This window comes from Myxococcus sp. MH1 (assembly GCF_059738865.1).
Map to the genome: position 1 here is coordinate 8,444,107 of NZ_AP026947.1, position 23,564 is coordinate 8,467,670.

The following is a 23,564-nucleotide window of genomic DNA, read 5'->3' on the forward strand; positions in this document are numbered from 1 at the left end:
CACCTGTCCTCCGGAGAGACTTCCCGATGCCCAAGAGCCTTACGCCCCGTCTCGCCGCGCTGAGGGATGAGATCCACGGCTACGCGAAGGAGTTCGGACTCGACTTCTTCGACACCGTCTTCGAGATGGTGTCCTACGACGAGATGAACATGGTCGCCGCCTACGGCGGCTTCCCCACCCGCTACCCGCACTGGCGCTGGGGCATGGAGTACGAGCAGCTCTCCAAGGGCTACGAGTACGGCCTGAGCAAGATCTACGAGCTCGTCATCAACAACGACCCCTGCTACGCGTACTTGATGGAGAGCAACCCGGAGGTGGACCAGAAGCTGGTCATGGCCCACGTCTACGGTCACTGCGACTTCTTCAAGAACAACTTCTCCTTCCGCCACACCAACCGGCGGATGATCGACGAGATGGCCAACCACGCCACGCGGGTGCGCCGCTGGGTGGACAAGATCGGCGTGGAGAAGGTCGAGGACTTCATCGACCGGACCCTGAGCCTGGAGAACCTCATCGACCAGCACTCGCCCCACATCCGGCGCAACCCGGACCCCAGGCGCGCCGAGGACGAGCTCAAGTCCAACGAGCGCGTGGAGGGCTTCAAGGTCGGCCGCGAGTACATGCGCGGCTACATCAACCCGTCCGAGTTCCTCGACTCCCAGCGCAAGAAGGTGGAGGACGAGAAGCAGCGGGCCAAGAAGTTCCCCGAGCGCCCCCAGCGCGACGTGCTGCTCTTCCTCCTGGAGGAGGCGCCGCTGGAGCCGTGGGAGTCGGACATCCTGGCCATCCTCCGCGAGGAGGCCTACTACTTCGCGCCCCAGGGCCAGACCAAGATCATGAACGAGGGGTGGGCCAGCTACTGGCACTCCACCATCATGACCCGCAGGGCGCTGCGCGACGACGAAATCATCGACTACGCGGACCACCACTCCGGCACCATGGGGACGCGCCCCGGCGCCATCAATCCCTACAAGCTGGGCATCGAGCTGTGGCGGGACATCGAGGAGCGCTGGAACAAGGGCCGCTTCGGCAAGGAGTGGGACGAGTGTGATGACCTGCGCGCCCGCCGCAACTGGGACAAGAAGCTGGGCGCCGGACGCGAGAAGATCTTCGAGGTCCGCAAGCACTACAACGACATCACCTTCATCGACACGTTCCTGACGCCCGAGTTCGCGATGGAGCAGAAGCTCTTCGTGTATGGCTTCAACGACAAGCGCAACTCGTGGGAGATCCTCGACCGCGAGTTCCGCAAGGTGAAGAGCAAGCTGTTGCAGGGGCTCACCAACTTCGGCCAGCCCATCATCGAGGTGGTGGACGGCAACCACGAGAACCGCGGGGAGCTGTTGCTCGCGCACAAGCACGACGGCCAGGACCTCAAGGGTGACTACGCCCGCGAGACGCTGCGCAACCTCCAGTCCCTGTGGCGCCGCCCCGTCAACATCATCACCCGCTACGACAACAAGGGCGTGATGCTGCGCTTCGACGGGACGAACCAGACGGAGAAGAAGGTGGAGCTGTAGCGCCCCAAGCAGCCGGAGACCCGCTCACGGGCGGGTCTCCGCGATGGCGGCGGACCGCACGGGCGCGAAGCCCGCGGCCGGCCCCTGCGACACCAGACGCTCCAGCGCGGTGCACAGCGCATCCACGCGGCCGAAGCGCGCGGACGGGTCCTCCTCCAGACAGCGCTCGACGGCCTCCGCGAAGTCCAGGTCGATTCCCGGCACCAGGTCCACCAGCGGCACCAGCGCGGCCGCCACCCGGCCCGCCTCCAGGTCCGCACCGGAGGCGCGCACATGCGGGACACGCCCCGTGCACAGCTCGTACACGAGCAGCCCCAGGGCATACAAATCACTCTGCGGCGTGGCCGGCGCCCCCAGGCGCACCTCGGGCGCCATGTAGCGCGGCGTGCCGACGACGCCCGGCACGGCCCACGGCTTCGAGCGGTCCGTCCCCACGAAGGCCGCGAGCCCGAAGTCGAGCAGCTTGATGCTGCCATCCGCGTCCAGGATGGCGTTGCCCGGCTTCACGTCCCGGTGGAGCACCCCGCGCTGATGCGCGGCCCTCAAGCCCCGCGAAAGCCCCAGCGCGATGTCCAGCACGTACCGCCACGGCAGGGGCGGCGCCAGCTCCGCCAGGCTCTTGCCGTCCACGTACTCGTACACCAGATACGGCCGCCCCTCGACCTGCCCCGCCCGGAACACGGTGACGACGTTGGGGTGCTTGATGCGGGCGATGGCGCGCGCCTCGATGGCGAAGCTGTCCAACGTGCTGGTGTCCGGCTCCAGCGCGACGCTCAGCTTGAGCGCGACGAGCCGGTCCAACGACGTGTCATGCGCCAGGTACACCGCGCCCATGCCCCCCCGCCCCAACAGCCGCACCAGGTGGAACTCGTCCAGCACCCCGGGCGGCACCCAGGTCCGCGCCACCGTGGGCCCCCAGGCAGGCGCGGGCGCGTCCACGCTCCCCGTCTGGCTGCGCATGACGGCGACCAGCAGCTCCCGACACGCGGGGCACTCGGCGGCGTGGCGATGGACGCGCCCCCTCGCCGCGCCGTCCAGCCGCTCCTCGACGAGCGCCACCACGTCTTCCTCGCACAGGCAGCCGGATGTAAGGATTTGACACCCCCCTGTATGCCCCCGGTCAGAGCCTCTCACAAAACGGACTTCATCCGGTAAAGCGAGAAACTCTCCCCTTTCATGCCCAAAGACGACCTTCACTCAGATTAACCCGCACTCAGAGTAAGTCAGGCTCCATCGGTTATAATGGCGGCATGGAGGAGGGGGGCTTGGCATTCGCACCGTTATTCCTGGCGCATGCGGGCGTCCCGCCGGAGGACGTCACGCCCGAGGTGTTGGAGCCGTGGCTGTCACGGCTCTGGAACGAAGGCCGGGAGCACTGGCCGGACATCCCGTTGGGCGCCGAGAGCTTCATGCGACACCTGGCCCTCCACCTCCCGCGCCTGGCGCCGGGCGAGGACTGGGGGACGGCGCTGGAGCGGCTCGAGGCCGGCGACCTCTATCTGGCGTGCGGCTGCGTGCAGGGACTGGGCACGGCGCTCGCCGCCTTCGAGCGGCACCACATGGCCAGCGTGCCGACGGTGCTCGCGCACATGCGGCTGCCGGCGGCGATGGTGGACGAGGTGCGTCAGCAGGTCCGTGAGCGGCTGCTGGTGCGCACCGCCGCCGCGCCCCGCATCGCCGAGTACTCCGGCCGGGGCACCCTGGCCAACTGGGTGCGGGTGGTGGCCCTGCGCACGGCCCTGAGCCTGCTGCGCAAGTCCCAGGAGCCCTGCCCGTCGAGCGACACCGTCCTGGAGCTGCTGCCCACGCCCGCGCCCGACCCCGAGCTGGAGGCCATCCAACGCCGGTACCACGACGCGTTCCGGAAGGCCTTGGAGGACGCCTTCGCCATCCTCCCCGGAGAGCACCGCTACCTGCTGCGCCTCCACTTCGTGGACCGCCTCTCCACCCCGAAGCTCGGCACCCTCTTCGGCGTCAACCAGTCCACCGTCTCGCGCTGGCTGCACAGCGCCCAGCAGGCCGTGCACGACGAGACGCGGCGCCTGCTCAAGGAACGCCTGGACCTCTCCTCCCAGGAGTTCACCAGCGTCCTGCGCAGCGTGGAGAGCCATCTGCATCTCAGCCTCACGCGCATCCTCGATGAAACAATTCACCCAAAGTGAATATCGAGAATTGATGCATAGGTTGATTCGGGCGTGCGTCTTCAAGACGCGAACGTCGCTCGGGCCCGCCTGGGGCTCGCGCTCACGCCATCCACGTCCACGCCTCCCCCCGCGGTAGCGGAAGCCCTCCGCCGCCGCGGACATCCCCCGTCCATCCCGAGAGGCCCCGTGTCGGCGCGGGCGTCGCTCGGCCCACCCAGACCGAGACACCATGCGGCCCCTGCCCCGACGTGCCCATCCCTTGCTTGGAATGAAGCTTGAGGCCCTGCCCTTGTTGGGGGCGCTCGTCCTGGGATTCATCGCCTGCGAGGAGCGCCCGCCCCAGGGCGCCTCCGCCCAGGGGCCCGGTTCGGCTCCGAAGCTGGCGCCGTTGGGCCGCGCCCCCGAGGCGCGGCGCGTCCCCGACGAGTACATCGTCGTCTTCTCCGAGGGCATCACGGGGCAGGCCATCGACTCGGCTGTGGGCCGGGTGGCGCGCGCGGGCGGCATCAATCAGGTGCGGCACCGCTACCAGCTCATCCCCGGGTTCGCGGCGCGCCTGGACAGCGCCCAGGTGGAGCGGCTGCGCGCCGAGCCGGGCGTGGCCCTCATCGAGGAGGACCAGCAGGTCACCCTCAGCGCCACGGTGCCCAGCCCCGCGGACGGCATCGACCGGGTGGACCAGCGCCAGGGGCGCGACGGCCAGTACAACGACTTCGACAACACGGGCGCCGGGGTGCACGTGTACGTGCTCGACACGGGGCTCAACACGGAGCACTCGGAGTTCACCGGACGGGTGGGCTCGTCACAGAGCTTCGTGCCGGATGGCCGGGGCATCGAGGACTGCCACGGCCATGGCACCCATGTGGCCAGCACCGCCGTGGGCACGCTCTATGGCATGGCCAAGGAGGCCACCGTGCACCCGGTGCGGGTGCTGCGGTGCAACGGCCTGGGGACCTGGGGGGCCATCATCGCGGGCATGGACTTCGTGCGCGCCGACTGTCCCCGGCAGGACGGGCCCTGCGTCGCGAACGTGAGCATCACCGGGCCGCTGTACGTGCCGGCGAACCTGGCCGCCGCGGCGCTGGTCAACGCGGGCATCCCGGTGGTGGTGGCCGCGGGCAATGACGACCTGAACGCCTGCACCCAGTCCCCCGCGAGCGAGCCCCTGGTCATCACCGTGGGCGCCGTCGACGACGCGGACGTCCGGGCGACGTTCTCCAACTGGGGCCCGTGCGTGGACATCTTCGCGCCGGGGGTGAGCATCCTCGGCGCCTGGATGGGCGACGCGGTGGCGAGCGTCGTCGACGAGGGCACGTCCATGGCCAGCCCCCACGTCGCCGGCGCGGTGGCGCAATACCTGGGCACCCACCGCACCGCCACGCCCGCGCAAATCGTCGCCAACCTGCGCGACTCCGCCACGCTCGAGTGCGTGGAGGACCTGAAGGGCTCGCCCGACTCGCTGCTCTTCAGCGACCTGACGCAGGGCAACGGCTTCTGCGTGGGCGAGGCCAACAGCTGCGTGGGCCTGTGCGGCGTGGGCGCGGAGGGCTGCTTCTGCGACCCGAGCTGCCTGGAGTTCAACGACTGCTGCCCCGACTTCCAGCAAGTCTGCATGTGAGAGCCGTTCCAAGCGGAGGAGGAAACACCATGTCACGAGCACGTCGTTTTCTGGTGATGGGTAGCACCGCCTGCCTGGCCCTGCTGTCGGGCTGCACCTCCAGTCCCCACGAGCAGCAGGTGGCGGACTTCGGCCGCACGCTGCGCGGGCTCGGCGACGCCACCCGGCTGAGCCAGGCCGAGTGGACCACGTACCGGGCGGACGAGGCCTACCTGCATTCCATCGCCAAGCCGGACGTGCGCGTCCGGTTGAACCTGGCGGACCCGGCCCAGTACCGCTTCGCGAAGGCGCGCCTGAAGCTGGCGGGCAAGACGCCGGAGAACTCGCCGTACCTGTTCGAGGCGCTGGCCGCGCGCCAGAAGGAGCACGTGTCGCGGGGCTTCGCGCCGGGCCAGCTGTCGTCGGAGGACGCCGGGCTGGCGACGTCCGCCGAGCGCAAGGAGATGCACGCCATCGAGTCGGCCAACGCGGGTGAGACCACACGCGAGGAGAACGACGGGCAGGGCGTGTCCACGTCCACCTTCCCGGGCGGCACGTACTACACGTACACGGACACCAACTTCACCGACCAGACGGGCCACCCGCTCACCCAGCTCGCCTGGGCGGAGGAGTACGACCAGGGCACCAACCTCACCGTCCCGACCACCGCGAACCTGGGGCTCACCCAGCTGGGCCGCTACCGGGTCTCCTCGTACAAGGTCGAGGACTCCGTCGAGGGGTTCAAGGACTCGTACCTCTACTCGGAGTTCGGCTCGCCGCCGGGCACCACCTCCACGCGCCCCACGTACTCCGCGCTCACCGTCCAGGCGCCCGTGGACACGGTGCTCAACGACAACCTCATCTCCGTGTGCCTCAACCGCACGTGGACCCAGGACTGCGACTACGACCTGACCGGCACCCCGCAGGCCATCAAGCTGCCCCTCAAGGGGCAGCTGTCGCTCACCTCCGCGCCCCACACCTTCGACCAGGCGAAGATCAACCAGTTCAAGGCGGACCTGGCCCTGGGGACGCCGACGTATGAGGTGGGCCACCTCAAGCTCATCCTCACCAACGCGGGCGGCGGCTGCGACGTGACGGACGGCAACCTCATCGAGGCGAGGATGGGGCAGTTCTGGGACCGCGCCTCCCTCAGCGCCGACAAGAAGACCTTCTCCTGGGATTTGACGGGCGCCCACGCGGCCTTCTTCGACGACGGCTGCCGCCAGGTGCAGGACGAGGTGAAGCTCACGTTGAAGATCGTCCTGCCCGTCGTCGGGACGGGCGGCGCCACGTACCAGTCCTCCGTGACGCTGAGCAACGACCGCGCCGTGCCGCGCCCGGACTACACCTTCAAGAAGATCACCGTCACCAACAGCTGCCTGGCGGCGGGGACGCAGATCGCGCTGGCCGAGGGCAAGGTGGCGCCCGTGGAGTCGCTCAAGGCCGGCGACAAGGTGAAGAACCCGCACCAGCCCACGCTCACCGTCATGGACACGGCCGTGGGCACCGAGACGGTGCCCATGGTGCGCATCCGCAGCGCGGCGGGCCACAGCCTGTTGATGACGGAGATGCACCCCATCCAGGTCCTGGCGCGCGGCATGGTGCAGGCCCGCGCCCTCAAGCAGGGCGACGTGGTGATGACCCAGGCGGGCCCCAGCAGGCTCGTCGAGGTCAGCCGCGAGCCGTACGCCGGCAAGGTGTACAACGTGAAGGTCGGCTCGGACGCGGAGAAGCTCGCGCTCGCCCAGGACCAGACGGTGGTCTACGCCAACGGCTTCGTCGTGGGTGACGGGCAGATCCAGCAGAAGTACGAGTCCATCGCCCAGACGCAGAAGAGCGCCGACGTGCTGGCCTCGCTGCCGTCCCGGTGGCACCGCGACTACAAGCTGGCCGCCCGGCGCCAGTAGCCGCCCAGCAGCGAGGGCGCGGCCCCGAAGGCCTCCGCGCCCCTCGCCCGACGTCATCACCCTTCCAGACCGCCGGCCATCCAGTGGAAGTCCGCTGGATGGCCGTGCCCGTTGCCGCCCCGCCGTTCGCCTCCCGCCGCCCCAGACCTCGGAGTGAACCTGATGCAGCCTCGCAACGTCCCCCTGCTCCCGCTCGTCCTCGCGCTGGCCCTGGCATGTGGCGACGCCAGCCCTCCCGAAGCCTCACCGCCCCAACAGCAATCCCAAGCGACGCTCCGGGAGGAGGCGCAGCGCGCGGAGCGGCGGCGCATCGCGAGCCGCCAGGTCGTGCAACCCGCGGCCCAGCTCGCGCAGGCCACCGCGCCCGACCTGGCCGCGGCGCTGGACATCCCCGCGGGCATGCTGGTGAGCAGCCAGCTCACCGCGCCCGCGCCCGACCAGACGACGAAGGTCATGTCCAACTACGGCATCATCACCCCGCGCAAGGGCCCCTCGCTCATCGTGCTGGGCACCGGCTACGTCAATGACCGCGCCCGGCTGCCCGAGCCCGGCACCGACTTCGCCCCCGAGGGGGCCGAGGGGGACGTCGTCACCCTGCGGCTCACCCTGAACGTGCCCGCGGGCATGACGCGGCTGTCGTTCGACTACCGCTTCCTGAGCGCCGAGTCGCCCGACTTCGTGGGCAGCGAGTACAACGACCAGTTCACCGCGCACGTGCAGGACGCGCAGGGCACGCGCCTGGCCGAGCAGACCTCGGTCAACAGCGCGCACTTCTTCGACGCCTCCGCCACGCGCGCCAAGGACACCCAGTTCGACGTGCTGCTCGCGGACGACCCCTCGGGCGTGGACTTCTTCCCGGCGACCTACCCGGACGGCATCCAGCTCTTCCCGGACGCGGGCATCACCGACTTCAAGACGGTCAACGTGGCCATCGCCGGCGGCGGGCCGGTGACGCTCGTCTTCGAGATCCGCGACCTGGGCGACGGCATCCTGGACTCCAGCGTGGTCATCGACAACGTGAGCATCTCCAGCCTGGAGAAGATCGACCCCAACCCCATCCTCATCGACCCGCTGCTGCGCAAGGTGGAGACCAACCCGGGCCGGCTCGCCACGCTGGGCACGCCCGCCAGCGGCGTCGCCGCCGACGGCGTCAGCGTCATCCTGCTGCGCGCGCGGCTGCCGGGCCCCGGCACCCTGCGCTTCAAGCTGGGCGACACGCACCTGCCCGCCAACGGAGGGCTCAGCCTGGTGGGCTCCTCGGACGCCCCCACCAACGTCATCGACGCGACCGCCCAGCAGGTCGCGACCAACCAGTACTACGCCTTCGCGCTCTACACCGCGCCCGAGGACTTCATCCGCCCGGGCCAGGAGACCGCCGACAAGCTGCTCAAGAAGCGCGCCGTGACGCTCTCCACCCTCTACACCCCGGCCAATGGGACGCCCTTCCCGGACACCCACGAAATCGAGGTGGTCCGTCCGCCCATCGTGGCCATCCATGACCTGTGGTCCGACTGCCAGTACTGGGAGTGGCACGCGGGAATCTCCTCCAACATCCTGTTCGACGTGACGTGCGCCGACTACTCGACGACCAGCTCGGAGAGCATCGACTCGGAGGCGAACCGCGCCGCGCTCGGCAAGGCCATCCGGGAGGCGCTGCTGGAGATGCGCCTGCGCTACATCGCCGTCACCCAGGTGGACGCGCTCGCCCACGGCATGGGCGGCATCATGGCGCGCAGGTTCGCCGCGAGGAGCGACTACCTGCGCGCCGACAACTTCAACAAGGGAGACCTCAACCGGCTCATCCTGCTGAACACGCCCCACGCGGGCAGCGCCATCGCCAAGGCCATCGTCGACACCCGCAACCACATGAAGGGGACGGCCACCTACCAGGTCGCCTGGGACGAGCTGAAGCTGGAGATGCTCCGGGACTTCAACGTCTCGCTCGAGGTGAACTCGGGCACCACGTCCTTCGAGGACCTGCAGCCGGGCAACCCCCTGCTCACCTCCGTGGGCGTGACGAACGTGCCCACCCACGTGCTGGTGAGCCTCAACGGGAAGAACATCGAGCGTCCCCAGGGACAGGGCATGCTCTTCGACCACATCAAGGTCCTCTACACCAACATGGAGGCGTACCACCCGCTGGTGGACAAGCTCACGCCCCCCGCGAACTGGAACCTCATCATGCGCGCGAAGACCTCGCGCAACCCGCAGCAGGCCGCGCAGCCCAGCCGGCTGTTCTGCGACAAGGACTACGACATGTTCGCCTCGGAGGCGGACCAGCGCGGAGGCGCGCCCACCACCGCCACGACGTCCTTCGCCATGGACGCGAGCGTGCCGGACCTCGAGCACTTCAAGACGCCCTCCAACACCAGCTACTACGCGAGCATCGTCAACCTGCTCAACAGCCCCGTGGGCAGTGACAGCTTCGCCCCGTCCCTCCCCGCCCCCGTCGCGGCCACCAACTGCCCGCCGCCGGACGCGGGAGGCGGCGGGGCGTGGATGCCCGACGACGAGCAGCTCGCGCCGGAAGAGGAGCCGCTGCCCGTCATCACCGGGTGGGAGCGCCCCTCGCCCCTGCTGGCCTCCGGCGGGATGCGCATCGTGTCCCCCGCGCCCGGCACGGCGGTGAGCCCCGGGAGCACCCTCACCGTGGTGACCGAGGGCACCGGCGGCTTCGCGCCCCACCTGGTCTATGTCTCGAGCACCGACAAGGCGGTCGTCATCCCCGAGGCGCCCTTCACCACCACGTTCCAGGTGCCACCCCACGCCATCGGCACGGTGCAGCTGGTCGCCACGGGCATCGACGACGCGCGCCAGCGCAGGTCGTCGCCGCCCGTGTCCCTGCAGGTCGTCTCCTCCGCGCAGCTCAACCTCATCTCCGTGCTCAACGGCGATGGCGTCCTGCACGGGGTGGGCTCCACGCGCAACCTGGTGGTGACGGGCCTCTACAACGACGGAATCAAGCGCGACATCACCTCCCAGGCGGTGGGGACGGTGTACTCGTCATCGAACGAGGCCATCGCCACGGTGTCGACCGCGGGCGTCGTCACCGCGCAGGGGCCTGGCATCGCCACCATCGTCATCCGCAACGGGCCGGCCGTCACCAGCATCTCCGTCACCGTCGTGGAGCAGCGCGTGGAGCACTGCATCCAGGTCCGCCTGGCTGACTACAACCTCCTCGTCGCGGAGGACTACCGACAGGGCAATGACGTGGCGGGCCGCGTCGCCGCCGGCGGCAGCATCTTCCTCAAGGACTTCCGCGTCGGCTGGAACCTGCCCGACACCGACACCGACAACCTCCTGGTCGCCGGGAGGGACCTGAACCTGAACAACGGCACCGTCTGGGGTCACGCCCGGTTCGGCGACCGCTACCTGCCCGCGGGCACCCTCACCTTCCCGCGCGGCTCGGTCACCCGCGGCACGCCCATCCCCTTCACCGACGTCCTCGGCTCGCTGCGCAAGCTCTCCGCGGACCTGGCCGCCCTGCCCCAGCAGGGCACCACCACCCTCGAGCCCTGGGGTGGAATCTTCCTGCGGGGCACCCACCCCAAGGTGAATGTCTTCCACGTCCAGGCCAGCGCCATCGCCAGCGCGGCGCTGCTCACCATCGAAGCCCCCGCCACCTCGCTCGTCGTCATCAACGTCCGAGGCACCTCCCCCCTGTTCACCAACTTCGGACATGTCTTCGCCGGCGGCATCGACGAGCACGGCGTGCTCTTCAACCTCCCGGAGGCCACCACGCTCACCGCGTTTGACTATGGCTTCTACGGAACAGTCCTTGCACCCCATGCCCACGTCTCCTTCAGTGATGGAGCCTGGGTGGGCGGCCTCTACGCGCGCTCGATGACAGGCAATGCGGTTGGCCATCTGGGCCAGCTGCGGGATAGTGATATCTGTCGATGAAGGCTTCGGGTCCCCTCGCGGGGACTCGCGCGACATTTCGTGGGGGGTCAAGTGCCCAAGCGTCCAGGGAGCGGTGTCTCCGTCGTGGTACTGGCCCTCGCCTGCTGGGGCGGGTGCGCGGTGGAGCCCCCCACGCCAGGCCCCGTCGACTCGCGCTCGCGGGCCGACGGGGCGGCGGAAAAACCTCACATCGTGACAGTGCTGTCGCGGGACGAGGCGCGGGGCCACCCCACGGTGGTGTGGGCCGGGCAGCGTGGCGCGGCGCCAGGCCTGCGTGTCCATGACACCCCGGAGGCCGCGGCCCGCGTCTATCTGGAACAACAAGCGTCACTGTATGGTTTGAGTGCCGCTGAGCTGGCGTCGGTGTATGTCCATCGGGTCCACGACACGGGCCGGGGCGGCATCATCGTGTTCTTCCGCCAGCGGGTGGCAGGCCTGGAGGTGGGGCGCACCGAGCTGAAGGTGCTGCTGGACCGGGGGCTGGAGCTGGTGGGGCTCACGGGGAACCTGCACGGCGGCGTGGCGGCGATGCACGCGGACGCGACGCGGCTGACGCGGGACGGAGGCTTCACGCTGCCCGCGTCCGAGGCGGTGCTGCGGGCCCTGGGGGATGTGCATGGGCTGTCGCTGGTGGGCGAGGTGGTGGCCGCCGGCTTCGCGCACGCGGACGCGCCCCGCTTCGACCTGGCGCCCGGCGGCACGCTCCAACGCGCGGGCCTGCGGCTGGTGGAGCCCGCGCGCGTCACGCGGCTGTACTTCCCCTCCGGGGGCCGGCTGGTGCCCGCCTACGCCGTGGACGCGCTCTCCACGCGGGCCGGGGACGCCCCCGCGCGCGGCTTCCTGCACGTGCTCGACGCGGCCACGGGCCAGGTGCTGCTGCGCGAGGACCGGGTGGCGCAGGACGCCTATTCGTATCGCGTCTGGGCGGATGCGGACGGCACGCCCGCGGACAACCCCCACGAGGACTACTCGCCGCACCGCACGGGCAACCCCGAGACGGCCGAGCCCGGCTTCGTCGCGCCCCGACAGCTCACGCACGAGGGGCGGGTGCACGCGCAGTCGGGTCGCGTGTTCCCGTGGCTCCCCCAGGGCGCCACGACCACCTGGGGCAACAACGTCCACGCCTACGCGGACCACTTCGACCCGGATGGCTACACCGAGGGCCAGGACCGACGCGCGCAGGTGACGCCCGGCACGCGCGACTTCCCCCACGTCTACGACCCGGAAGCCGCGCCCCTCGACAGCGTGGAGCAGGTGTCCGCCTCGGTGGTGCAACTGTTCTACACCACCAACTGGCTGCACGATTACTTCTACGACTCGGGCTTCGACGAGGCGGCGGGCAACGCACAGGACGTGAGTCACGCTCCGGGAGGGCTGGGGGGAGACCCCGTGCTGGCCGAGGCGCAGAACCTGGGCCCGGACGCGCAGGCGCGAAACCTGGCCAGCGCGTACGTGCCCCGGGACGGGCTGTCGCCCCGGTTGGAGTTCTCGCTCTGGGACACGGAGGAGGCGCGCGCGTTCACCGTGGGCGGTACGCGCTACGTCACGGGCAAGGCCGAGTTCGGCCCGCAGCGCATCCAGCAGTCCCAGCATCCGCTGGCCCTGGCGGAGGACGGCACGGGCGCGGGCACCGACGCGTGCGAGCCGCTCCAGAACGACGTCACCGGGGCCATCGTCCTGGCGGACCGGGGCGGCTGCATCTACGAGCTCAAGGCGGTGAACGCGGAGAACGCGGGGGCCGCCGGGCTGGTCGTCATCAACCATGTCCCCGGCGAGCCGCCTCCGGAGATGCTCGACGTGGACGCGACGCTCACCACGGGCCTGGCCACGCTCTCCATCACGCTCGAGGACGGCCTGGCGCTCAAGGAGCTGCTGTCGCGCGGCTCGCTGACCGGCGCCATGACGCGCGCGCCTGTGCCCCTGCGCGACGCCTCGCTGGACAACACCATCGTCGCCCACGAGTGGGGGCACATCCTGTCCCGCCGCCTGACGCTCTGCGCGGAGCCGCAGTGCCGGGCCATGGGCGAGGGCTGGAGCGACTTCCTGGCCCTGCTCATGATGGTGCGGGAGACGGACGCGCCCCAGGGCACGTACGCGGTGGGCGCCCATGCGGCGCAGGCCTTCGGCCAGAGCACGTACTTCGGGGTGCGTCGCACGCCCTACTCCACGAACCTCGACCTCAACGGGCTGCGGCTGCGCCACATCGCCAACGACGCGGGCCTGCCCGACCAGGACTATCTGCGCGACAACGGCCTGGAGAACGCGCAGATGCACAACGCGGGCGAGGTCTGGGCCACCCTGCTCTTCGAGGCCTACCAGGCGCTGCTCGACGAGGGGCGCAAGAACGCCCGCCCCTTCGCGGAGACGCGGCGTCGCATGGCGGACTACGTCGTGGACGCGCTGCAGCTCGCGCCCGCGGACGCCACCTTCACCGAGCAGCGGGACGCGCTGCTGATGGCGGCCCGGGCCCGTGGGCGGCGGGACGACCTGGAGGCGATGGCCCGGGCCTTCGCGCGACGGGGCGCTGGCACGTGCGCGGTCTCCCCGCCCCGGGACTCCACCGAGCACAACGCGGTGGTGGAGGACGGCGAGGCCCACTCGGACCTCCGGTTGGCGGCCGTGCGCATCGTGGACGGGCGGCGCTCGTGCGACGCGGACGGCGTGCTCGACGCCTCGGAAGAGGGGCTCGTTCGCGTGGAGGTCCAGAACCACGGGCCCCTCCCCGCGCAGCGCGCGACGGTGCGGGTGGTCAGCGACGACGCGCTGCTGACGTTCCCCCGGGGGGCCTCCTTCACCGTGGCCGAGGTCGCGGCCTTCGGCACGGGCGTGGTCGAGGTCCCCATCGCGCTCGCCGCGTCGCTGTCGTCGGCGCGAAGCGCCAGCTACCGCGTCACCCTGGAGAGCAGCGAGGCGTGTCAGCGAAGCGTCGAGCAGGCCCACTCCGTGCTGCTCCACTATGACCTGGCGCCCGCCATGACGGACACGGTCGAGGGCCTGCGCACGACGTGGACCTCCACCGTGCTGGGCGGCACCGAGGAGCAGCGCTGGCGCGTCGTCCCCTCACCGCTCGACGCCCGGGACCAGGTCTGGTTCGCGCCGGACGTCTACGAGTTCTCCGACACGGCGCTGCAGACGCCCGTGCTGAGCATCCCCTCGGGGAACACGTTCGTCCTGTCGTTCGACCATCGGCATGGGTTCGACTTCCGGCACAACCCGGGGCCGAACACCTTCGACTACTGGAACGGCGGCGTCATCGAGCTCACCGAGGTGGTGGCGAACCAGCCGGACGACTGGAAGGACGTCACCGCCTGGGTGACGCCGGGCTACACCGGCACGCTCGACACCCGGACCGGGAACAGTCTGGGTGGCCGTCCCGCCTACGCCGCGAGGAACCCGCGCTGGCCGCAGCGGGAGCGCGTCACGCTGGACTTCGGCACCGCGCTGCAGGGCAAGACGGTGAAGCTGCGCTTCCGCGCGGCCTCGTCGCTCGTCTTCCGGGCCCACGGCTGGGAGGTCGACAACATCACCGTGCAGGGCACGGCCACGCCCCCCTTCCTCGAGCGCGTCGCGGAGTCCACCGCCCCCTGCCGTCCGCTCGCCGAGGCGGGCGTGGACCAGCGCGTGATTGCCGACGCCACGGTGACACTCGATGGCTCGGGCAGCTCGGACCGGGGCTCGGTGCCGCTCGCGTTCTCCTGGCGGCAGGTGGGCGGCGCCGCCGTGGCGCTGCGCGACGCGGACACGGCGGCCCCCAGCTTCACCGCCCCGGACGTGGGACCGGAGCAGGAGCTCCAGCTCGACTTCGAGCTGACCGTCCGCGTGGCCGATGTCGCCGCCACGGACAGGGTGACCGTCACCGTGAGGCCCAAGCCGACGGACCCGGACGCGGGCACTCCGGACGCGGGCACCCCGGACGCGGGCACGCCAGATGCCGGTCCTCCCCCACCCGACGCGGGTGAGGAGCCGGATGGGGGCCCCCCCTTCGAGCCGCCCCAGCGCCCCGGGATGCACAGCTGCGCCTCGGCGGGAGGGGGCGCGCCCCTGGGCCTCGTGGGCGCGCTGATGCTCCTCGCGGCCCGTCGCCGACGGCCGGCCTGAGGCCCCGCTTCCCGAAGCAGCCGAGCAGCCGAGCGCGGGATTTCCCGAGCCGTCGATTGGGCAGGGGCGGGGGTGTCCACTACACTCGCGCCCGCCCCATGCGATTCTCCCCCCTCTGTGCCCTGGCCGCCCTGCTGGCGGTGACCTCCTCGGAGGCCGCTGTCCGGTATGAAATCAAGAACCGCCGCATCGAACCGCGCCAGACGCTGGCGGGCGCGCTGCACGAGGCGCAGTTGCCGGACGCGCAGGTGACGGCCGTCATCTCCGCGCTCGAGGGCGTGTTCGACTTCCGCCGCTCCCGCGTGGGGGACCAGTTCCGCATCGTCCTGCGCGACGGGGAGCTGGACTTCTTCGACTACCGCCAGAGCCTCGTGGACGAGTGGCAGGTGCGCCGCGACGGCGAGAAGTTCGTCGGCAGCAAGCGCGCGATTGAGGTGGAGAAGCAGGTGTCGGTGGTGTCGCTCGAAATCCAGACGTCGCTCTACGAGGCGGCGGTGGACTCGGGCGAGGACCCGGCCATCGGCATGGTGCTGGCGGACGTGTTCGCCTGGGACATCGACTTCTACCGCGACGTGCGCAAGGGCGACACGGCCCGCGCGCTGGTGGAGAAGTTCGTCTCCAAGGGCCGCGTGCTGCGCTACGGCGAGGTGCTCGCCGCGCAGTACCAGGGGGGCCTGGTCGGCCCCAAGAAGGTCTACCGGTACGTGCTGCCGGACGGCCAGCCCAACTACTTCCAGGAGGACGGCGCCAGCGCGAAGAAGACCTTCCTCAAGAGCCCGCTGAAGTACGCGCACGTCACCAGCAAGTTCGGCTCGCGCTTCCACCCGGTGCTCCAGTACCTGAAGAACCACAACGGCGTGGACTACGGCACGCCCATCGGCACGCCGGTGTGGGCGGTGGCGGACGGCACCGTGACGCAGGCCGGGTGGGCCGGCGCCGCGGGCAACATGGTGGTGCTGCGCCACGCCAACGGCTTCGAGACCCAGTACATGCACCTGTCCAAGCTGGGCGAGGGCGTGCGCGTGGGGGCCCGCGTCAGCCAGAAGCAGGTCATCGCCTACTCGGGCAACACCGGCCGCTCCACCGGGCCGCACCTGCACTTCGGCATGAAGCGCGGCGGCAGCTACACCAACCCGCTCAACCAGCAGTTCCCCCGCGCGGACCCGCTGCCCAAGCAGCTGCTCCCGGACTTCCTCGCCAAGGCGCAGGAGCTGGCCTCGCAGATGGAGGCCGTCTCCGTGGCCGCCGTCGCGGGGCAGGCCCCGGCCGCGCCCTGAGGCGGTACCGGCGGGCTACGACTCCCAGGTGATGTCGTAGTCCGCCGCGAAGTAGCCGTGGGGCGTGCCCACGACGCGGCCGTTGCACTGGATGGCCTTGAGGGCCTCCTGCAGCACGCCCTCGTGGAACTGCACCGGCTGCATGTCGCCCTGGAAGGACAGGCGCACGTGGCGCTCGTGCAACACGCTGTATTCCCGGCGCCCGTAGCTGACCAGGGTGGAGTAGGCCGTGGGCGCGTTGGACAACAGGCGCTTGGGGTCCCCCTTGCCAATCAGCCGCGTGAGCGTCTGGCCCACCGTGGAGGAGAAGAACCCGGTGACGGCCGCGGCGCCGCACGCGCGCACCGCGTCCTCCTGCGTGGGGTAGCGCCCCGCCCGCTCCAGCGCCTCCGACGTGGCGTACAGCAACCGGATGGCGTCCACCGCGGAGTAGGAGAAGAAGTCCACCGGTGAGCGCTTGAAGAGCGGCTCGCGCAGGCGCGCGGCGGAGTCCGGGCCCAGCTGCCGCTCGGCGAGCATCAACACCGCGTTGAAGATGAGGCCGCGGACCGTGTCTTCCGGCCGCACCAGCGCCAGGCGCTGGTCCAAGTCATTCTTCGGGAAGGCCATGAGCGTTGATTTCTACATCAAACGGCGCCCCGGAGGGCGGCCCTTCCACGAGGGCCGTGTGGGAAAGCGAGCGGATGGGCGCGCGTGTCACATCGTCCCTGGACGTCCCAGGTCCTTGCCAGGGAGCATCCTCCCCCTCCCTGGCTCCGCGCTTTCCGCATGTGCCGGGCCTTCCGGCTGCGCTACCCTGACGGCCCTCTGCGTTCGTTGCATCCCACTCGACGACACACCTCGGATGGAGACCTCTCGCGACATGGCCTCTCCCGCCTCTTCCTCCTCGCAGCGCCCCGCCGCCCCGTCCACGTCCACGGCGGACGATGGGGGCCGCACCGGGCGCGACGCTTCGTCCATGCGCCGCTCGTTCCTGGACCACGTGCGCTACTCGCGCGGGAAGAACTACGAGACGTCCACCGCGCATGACCGCTTCATGGCGCTGTCGCTGGCGGTGCGTGACAGGCTGGCGGACCGCTGGGTGCGCACGGCCCGCACGTACTACGAGAAGGACGCCAAGCGCGCCTACTACCTGTCCGCGGAGTACCTGCTGGGTCGGGCGCTGGGCAACAACCTGCTGAACCTGGGCATGCACGACGCGGCCGCCGAGGCCATGCGGGAGGTGGGGGTGGACCTCACCAACCTGCTGGAGATGGAGCCGGACGCGGGCCTGGGCAACGGCGGCCTGGGGCGGCTGGCGGCGTGCTTCCTGGACTCGCTGGCGACGCTCGGCTACCCCGGCATGGGGTACGGCATCCGCTACGAGTTCGGCATCTTCACGCAGGACATCGTGGACGGCTACCAGGTGGAGCGCGCCGACGAGTGGCTGAAGTTCGGCAACCCGTGGGAGATCGTCCGGCCGGAGAAGGCGGTGCCGGTGCGCTTCTTCGGGCGCGTGGAGCACCACCAGGGGCCGGACGGCAAGCCGGTGGCGCGCTGGGTGGGCGGCAAGACGGTGGTGGGCGTGCCGTACGACACGCCCATCGCGGGCTACCACAACGACACGGTGAACACGCTGCGACTGTGGCAGGCGCGGGCGTCCGAGGAGTTCGACCTGCTGCTCTTCAACGCGGGCGACTACGAGCGCTCCGTGGTGGAGAAGAACGACTCGGAGGTCATCTCCAAGGTCCTCTACCCCAACGACGCGTTCCAGGCGGGCAAGGAGCTGCGGCTCAAGCAGCAGTACTTCTTCGTCGCGTGCTCCATCGCGGACATCGTCCGGCGCTACCTGAAGAACCACACCGACTTCAGGGACTTCCCGAAGAAGGCGGCCATCCAGCTCAACGACACGCACCCGGCCATCGGCGTGGCGGAGCTGATGCGCGTGCTGGTGGACGAGAAGCGGCTGGGCTGGGAGGAGGCCTGGTCGATTACGCAGGCGGTGTTCGGCTACACCAACCACACGCTGCTGGCGGAGGCGATGGAGAAGTGGCCGGCGACGCTGTTCGAGCGGCTGCTGCCGCGCCACCTGGAGCTCATCTACGAAATCAACCAGCGCTTCCTGCGCCAGGTGCAGATCCGCTACCCCTATGACCAGGAGAAGCTGCGGCGGATGAGCCTGGTGGAGGAGGGGCCGGAGAAGAAGATTCGCATGGCCCACCTGGCGGTGGTGGGCAGCCACAGCATCAACGGCGTGGCGGCGCTGCACACCGACCTCCTGCGCCGGGACGTGCTGCCGGACTTCGCGGCGATGTACCCGGAGCGCTTCAACAACAAGACCAACGGCGTGACGCCGCGCCGGTGGCTGGCGTGGTGCAACCCGCGGCTGTCCAAGCTGATTACGTCCCGCATCGGCGAGGGCTGGGCCACCAACCTGGACAAGCTGCGCGAGCTGGAGCCGCACGCGGAGGACCCCGCGTTCCGCAAGGCGTTCCGCGAGGTGAAGCGCGCCAACAAGGAGGACCTGTCGCGGCACATCCAGGACCTCCGCTCGGTGCGGCTCAACCCGGAGGCCATCTTCGACGTGCAGATCAAGCGCCTGCACGAGTACAAGCGCCAGCTGTTGGACGCGGTGCACATCGTCGCGCTGTGGATGCGGGCGCGCAGGGACCCGGGCACCATCATCCACCCGCGCGCGTTCCTGTTCGGCGCCAAGGCGGCGCCGGGCTACCACCTGGCCAAGCTGACCATCCGGCTCATCAACGGCATCGCCGAGGTGGTCAACAGCGACGCGGGCACGACGGGGCTGCAGGTCGTCTTCGCGCCCAACTACCGGGTGAGCCTGGCCGAGCGCATCATCCCGGCCGCGGACGTGTCCGAGCAGATTTCGACGGCGGGCATGGAGGCGTCCGGCACGGGCAACATGAAGCTGATGCTCAACGGCGCGCTGACGCTGGGCACGCTGGACGGCGCCAACGTGGAGATTCGCGAGGCGGTGGGCGACGAGAACTTCTTCCTCTTCGGCCTCACCGCGGACGAGGTCATCGCCAGGAAGCGCGCCGGCTACCGGCCGCGCGACGAGTACGAGAAGAACCTGGAGCTGCGCGAGGCGCTGGACCTCATCTCCACCGGCTTCTTCTCCCCGGAGGACCGCGGCCTCTACAAGCCCCTGGTGGACAGCCTCCTGGAGGAGGACCGCTACCTGGTGCTGGCGGACTTCGCGTCCTACGCGGCCAAGCAGGACGAGGTGGTGCGCGCCTACCAGGACGCGGACACCTGGGCGCGCAAGTGCATCATCAACGTCGCCCGCGCCGGCATCTTCTCCTCCGACCGCACCATCAAGCAGTACGCGGAAGAGATCTGGCGCATCCAGCAGACCCCCGTCGAGCCGTAGTCTTTCGGGTCCGCCCCGCCCCGTCGCTCGAGTGACGGGACTGGGCCCCGCGCTCCCCCTCCATCCTGGGAGGGGCGAGCGGGACGGTCCCGGCGTCGACACGGCGCGACAGAAGTCAACGCACCAGGACGACGCGTCGTGCAATCACAGACAACGCAGTGCACCACAGAACGTCCGCCTCGTCCGGCGGGGCTGACGCGGCGCGATGTATTGACTCGCGAATCAACCCTGGTGCACTGATACGCCCGGAGTTCGGGACTCGCCTGGTCGTGGGGAAGGTCTGGGCCGTACCGGTGGGGGCCTTCGCAGTGTCCGAAGGCTGGCGTCCCGGTTCCGGGTCCGACGTGCATCGGTTGCAGCAGGCAATCCTCACCAGCAAGGAGTCCCCATGAAGCAACAGCCGCCGCTGTTCCTGGCAGTCCTGGCCGTGGGTGTACTGGGCGTGGCCGCACCCGCCCTCGCCGCGGAGAAGACGACGTACCCCGTGGTGTTCGCGCACGGGCTGGGCGGGTTCGACGACATCCTCGGGTACGACTACTGGGGTGACGACTACGGCGTGTTCGTGGGCGACCCGTGCGACGAGTTCCTGGAGGTGAGCTGCAACGGGGACCTGAACAGCAAGCAGAAGGCGTTCGCCGCCGCGGTGCAGCCGCTGCAGAGCTCCGACGTGCGCGGCCTGGACCTGGCCAACGACGTGGAGGGCTACATGGCCTCCACGGGCTCGGCCTACGTGAACCTGGTGGGCCACTCGCAGGGCGGCATCGACGCGCGCAAGGCGGCGAAGGTGCTGCGCGAGCGCAAGGGCTACACGGCGGTGAAGGCGCTGGTGAGCGTGTCCTCGCCGCACCGGGGCTCGCCGGTGGCGAAGTACGTCCTGGAACTGGGCCCGGGCGTCACCAGTGTGCTGGACGCGCTGTTCCGCATCTACGGTGACGTCGTCTACGGGCCGGGCAATGACGGCTACGCGGCGCTCAAGGCGCTCATCTACAACGACGCGGACGCGAACGACGGCAAGACGACGGGCGCCAAGGCCTTCAACGTGGCCAACCCCATCAACGCCTCGTACGCGGCGCACTACGCCTCGCTGGTGACGGCGCAGAGCGGCCTGAGCGTCAACCCGGCGCTGTGGCTGGTGCGTCAGTTCTTCTTCGACATCGACGGGGACGGCGCGTGCGCGGACGACTGCGACAACGACGGCGCCGCCGGCAAGGGTGACGGCATCCGCAACGAGCAGGACGACGACGGCCTGGTCGGCATCAACTCGCAGCAGATGGGCTACCGCCTGCGCTACACGGAGCGCCTGGGCGCGGACCTGGTCGCGCAGGACTCGGCGCTGGGCTACGTCAGCAACATCAACGCCCCCAGCGCGCTCCAGCAGACCTCCATGTCCAGCGTCATCAACCAGGACCACGTGGACGTCATCGGCATCGGCCCCGACACGTTCAGCGAGATGGAGTTCTACGCGGCCATCATCGACTACATCGCCAAGGTCGACTGACGCGCCGCACACCGGGAGGCCGCGGTGCAGGGCCTCCCGGTTCCCCACGCCCTGCCCGGAGACATGGCCATGCGACGGAGCTTGAAGGTCTTGCTGGTGGGCGCGGGGGTGCTGCTCCTCGCGGGGCTCGGGGTGACGCTCCTGCGGGAGGACGCGCTGGAGGCGACGCCCGTGCAGCCGCCGGGTGTATCCGTCGCGGGCGTGGCACCCACGGTGCCGGGCAGCGCGGTGCCTCCTGTGACGACGAGCGTCGCGCGGCCCTCCCCCACTCCGGTGCCGGAGCCCACGGACACGGAGCTGGAGGAGCTGGCCGCGTCGCTCAAGCAGCGCTACGGGAAGAACCTGAGCGAGCCGCACGCGCAGATACGCCTCGTCGAGGACCTGATGCGCTTCTTCCAGCAGCGCTATCCGGACCGCTGGCGGGAGGAGCTGCTGGCCTTCCTGAAGGCGCACTTCCCGGAGCACTACGACGCGCTGGCGGCGATGCTGCGCAACCGCGAGGACTACGAGAAGTGGGTCCGCGACAATGACCACTACCTCAAGGGCCTGAGCGAGCAGGAGCGGCGGGCGGCCATCCGCGACGCGCGCAACCGGCTGTTCGGCAAGGACGTGGCGGACCGCATCTGGGCGGCGGAGCTGAAGAACCAGGCCATCGGCGACACGCTGCGCTCGCTCGACTCGCTCCAGGGCAAGAGCGTGGAGGAGAAGCTCTCCACCTTCAAGCAGCGGCTCCAGGAGGTGCACGGGGAGCAGCTCGGGGCCGTGCTCGAGCGGCACCAGCAGGAGCTGATGAACCGCTTCCTCGACGTGTCCTCGGTGCAGACCGATTTGGGCGCCATGTCCGCGGAGGAGCGCTCGCGAAACCTGCGCGCCATCCGCCGGGAGCTGGGGTTGGACGACGAGGCGCTGAAGCGCTGGGACACGCTGGACCAGAGTCGTGATGCGCGGTGGGACGCGGGCCTGCGGTACATGGCCGAGCGTCAGGCGCTCGCGCAGGAGCTCTCCGGTGAGGAGCTGGAGGCGCGCCTCGTCGAAATCCGCGCGCGCTACTTCGGCGCCGAGGCGGAGAGCATCGGCCAGGAGGAGGCCAGTGGCTTCTTCCGCTTCGAGCGTCCGCGTCGGTGGGGACGCAACTGAGGGTCAGAGCGGAGTCTCGCCACCGACGCCCGCCACGGGGGGCTCGACGGGCAGGGGCAGCAGCTTGGGAGACAGGCGGCGGCGCTGCTTGAAGCGTCGCCACTCCTCCGGGAGCGACGACACGGCCTTCGACCGGGCCCCCACCCCGTCCGGCTGCGCGGATTCCCAGGCGCGGGTGATGGGGTCCTCGCTCTCCGGCATGACGCGCGGCACGAGGGGCTCTCCGTGCCGCTCCCGGAGCAGGTCGAAGGCAAGCAGCGCCCACCGTGACGGCCCGGAGTCCAGCAGCACCGTCTCCAGGGCTCGTGCCGCCGCGGCATCCACCTCCGCGCTCGCATGGCCGCGCAGGGGCAACAGCAACATCGGCAGCGAGCGGTCCAGGGGCGGATGCATCACGAACCCTCGCGCCAGCGTCTCGCGCTGCTCCGGGGACAGCCGCACTGACCGGTCGACGCCGCCGACATAGAAGTCCCGCACCACGTCGCCCGTGGGCACCAGCCGGAACAGGCCGTCCCAGCGCGTCGCCGGGTGGCTCGCCGCGAGCACCTCCCAATCCACGGGCGCCGAGGCCAGCGCCTGCTCGTCCTCGCGATACGGGACGCGGGGGCTCGCCTGCTTCTGGGCCTTCACCGCGAGCTCCACGACGCGCCGGTAGGCCTGGGCCTCATCGTTGTTCGTCGGGTAGCGCGTCCCGTACGACAACCCCACGGTCGACCACGTGCCGTTCCAGCGCGTCAGGAACGCGACGACGAGCAGGCCCTGCTCATAACGCGGGGGCGCGGGGCAGATGGTGGAGGGCGAGTAGGCCACCTCCACACGCTCGTCGGGATGGGCGGTGCCCTTCCAGACCTCCCGCACCCTCAGTCGCGCGACGCCCTCTTCGAAGCCACTGAGCTTGTACTCGTCGTAGTCCTTGAAGGCCCGCGTCGTCACCGCCTCGACCTCCGCCCACACGATGAGCTCCGCCTCCAGCGTCAGCTCCCAGAGCGTCATCGGGGCGATGGGATAGGCCTCCGCGCGGGGCCCGCCCAGGGCAAGCAGCAGCCCGAGCCACAGCGTTCCGATTCGCACCCCGGAATGACGACGGGACTCCTCACGCATGGCACGCCC

At 70.1% G+C, this 23,564-nt stretch carries 13 protein-coding genes; 10 read left to right on the forward strand and 3 right to left on the reverse strand.

The genetic code is table 11. The annotated features are described in order from the left end of the window. Positions 1-26: 26 nt before the first annotated feature. On the forward strand, positions 27-1,520 hold the full coding sequence (locus tag AC6JA9_RS33225) for a SpoVR family protein (RefSeq protein ID WP_223748090.1): 1,494 nt from the start codon (positions 27-29) through the stop codon (positions 1,518-1,520). A 24-nt stretch (positions 1,521-1,544) separates the two neighbouring features. Here AC6JA9_RS33225 and AC6JA9_RS33230 read toward each other — a convergent pair whose 3' ends face one another. Then, on the reverse strand, positions 1,545-2,579 hold the full coding sequence (locus tag AC6JA9_RS33230) for a serine/threonine-protein kinase (RefSeq protein ID WP_194869484.1): 1,035 nt from the start codon (positions 2,577-2,579) through the stop codon (positions 1,545-1,547). Between the two features lie 206 nt (positions 2,580-2,785). Here AC6JA9_RS33230 and AC6JA9_RS33235 point away from each other — a divergent pair, with 206 nt between their 5' ends. The 6 genes from AC6JA9_RS33235 (at position 2,786) to AC6JA9_RS33260 (ending at position 16,446) form a co-directional block, all read left to right on the forward strand. Next, positions 2,786-3,682, forward strand: a complete 897-nt coding sequence (locus AC6JA9_RS33235; protein ID WP_223748089.1) for a sigma-70 family RNA polymerase sigma factor — start codon at positions 2,786-2,788, stop codon at positions 3,680-3,682. Positions 3,683-3,932: 250 nt separating this feature from the next. Next, positions 3,933-5,282 (forward strand): S8 family serine peptidase, encoded by a 1,350-nt coding sequence (locus AC6JA9_RS33240; protein WP_223748088.1) that lies wholly within the window; start codon positions 3,933-3,935, stop codon positions 5,280-5,282. 29 nt (positions 5,283-5,311) lie between these two features. Beyond that, positions 5,312-7,168, forward strand: a complete 1,857-nt coding sequence (locus AC6JA9_RS33245; RefSeq protein ID WP_223748087.1) for a Hint domain-containing protein — start codon at positions 5,312-5,314, stop codon at positions 7,166-7,168. A 162-nt stretch (positions 7,169-7,330) separates the two neighbouring features. Then, the gene (locus AC6JA9_RS33250; protein WP_497958359.1) at positions 7,331-11,071 is read left to right on the forward strand and encodes a choice-of-anchor A family protein; all 3,741 of its coding nucleotides are present in this window, start codon (positions 7,331-7,333) and stop codon (positions 11,069-11,071) included. Between the two features lie 192 nt (positions 11,072-11,263). Further along, positions 11,264-15,169 carry a M36 family metallopeptidase gene (locus AC6JA9_RS33255; protein WP_497958360.1) on the forward strand — a complete coding sequence of 1,302 codons (3,906 nt, stop codon included), beginning with the start codon at positions 11,264-11,266 and terminating at the stop codon, positions 15,167-15,169. Between the two features lie 98 nt (positions 15,170-15,267). Next, entirely contained in the window at positions 15,268-16,446 is a 1,179-nt protein-coding gene (locus AC6JA9_RS33260) for a M23 family metallopeptidase (RefSeq protein ID WP_223748085.1), read from the forward strand. Positions 16,447-16,461: 15 nt separating this feature from the next. On the opposite strand, the gene AC6JA9_RS33265 is transcribed toward AC6JA9_RS33260, so the two are convergent. Next, positions 16,462-17,055, reverse strand: coding sequence for a TIGR02265 family protein (locus tag AC6JA9_RS33265; protein ID WP_223748084.1), 594 nt, complete (start codon positions 17,053-17,055; stop codon positions 16,462-16,464). Between the two features lie 253 nt (positions 17,056-17,308). On the opposite strand from AC6JA9_RS33265, the gene AC6JA9_RS33270 reads away from it, so the two are divergent. From AC6JA9_RS33270 to AC6JA9_RS33280, 3 genes are all read left to right on the forward strand, one after another. Beyond that, positions 17,309-19,819, forward strand: a complete 2,511-nt coding sequence (locus AC6JA9_RS33270; protein WP_223748083.1) for a glycogen/starch/alpha-glucan phosphorylase — start codon at positions 17,309-17,311, stop codon at positions 19,817-19,819. Between the two features lie 388 nt (positions 19,820-20,207). Next, positions 20,208-21,317, forward strand: coding sequence for an esterase/lipase family protein (locus tag AC6JA9_RS33275; RefSeq protein WP_223781729.1), 1,110 nt, complete (start codon positions 20,208-20,210; stop codon positions 21,315-21,317). Between the two features lie 69 nt (positions 21,318-21,386). Then, the gene (locus tag AC6JA9_RS33280) at positions 21,387-22,454 is read left to right on the forward strand and encodes a hypothetical protein (RefSeq protein ID WP_497958361.1); all 1,068 of its coding nucleotides are present in this window, start codon (positions 21,387-21,389) and stop codon (positions 22,452-22,454) included. Between the two features lie 3 nt (positions 22,455-22,457). Here the strand turns inward: AC6JA9_RS33280 and AC6JA9_RS33285 are convergent, their stop codons facing one another. Continuing rightward, the gene (locus AC6JA9_RS33285; RefSeq protein ID WP_497958362.1) at positions 22,458-23,555 is read right to left on the reverse strand and encodes a hypothetical protein; all 1,098 of its coding nucleotides are present in this window, start codon (positions 23,553-23,555) and stop codon (positions 22,458-22,460) included. Positions 23,556-23,564 lie beyond the last annotated feature (9 nt).

Coding starts and splice junctions, on each gene's coding strand:
- AC6JA9_RS33225 (WP_223748090.1), top strand. CDS start 27: ATGCCCAAGAGCCTTACGCCCCGTCTCGCCGCGCTGAGGGATGAGATC.
- AC6JA9_RS33240 (WP_223748088.1), top strand. CDS start 3,933: ATGAAGCTTGAGGCCCTGCCCTTGTTGGGGGCGCTCGTCCTGGGATTC.
- AC6JA9_RS33245 (WP_223748087.1), top strand. CDS start 5,312: ATGTCACGAGCACGTCGTTTTCTGGTGATGGGTAGCACCGCCTGCCTG.
- AC6JA9_RS33250 (WP_497958359.1), top strand. CDS start 7,331: ATGCAGCCTCGCAACGTCCCCCTGCTCCCGCTCGTCCTCGCGCTGGCC.
- AC6JA9_RS33260 (WP_223748085.1), top strand. CDS start 15,268: ATGCGATTCTCCCCCCTCTGTGCCCTGGCCGCCCTGCTGGCGGTGACC.
- AC6JA9_RS33265 (WP_223748084.1), bottom strand. CDS start 17,055: ATGGCCTTCCCGAAGAATGACTTGGACCAGCGCCTGGCGCTGGTGCGG.
- AC6JA9_RS33270 (WP_223748083.1), top strand. CDS start 17,309: ATGGCCTCTCCCGCCTCTTCCTCCTCGCAGCGCCCCGCCGCCCCGTCC.
- AC6JA9_RS33275 (WP_223781729.1), top strand. CDS start 20,208: ATGAAGCAACAGCCGCCGCTGTTCCTGGCAGTCCTGGCCGTGGGTGTA.
- AC6JA9_RS33280 (WP_497958361.1), top strand. CDS start 21,387: ATGCGACGGAGCTTGAAGGTCTTGCTGGTGGGCGCGGGGGTGCTGCTC.
- AC6JA9_RS33285 (WP_497958362.1), bottom strand. CDS start 23,555: ATGCGTGAGGAGTCCCGTCGTCATTCCGGGGTGCGAATCGGAACGCTG.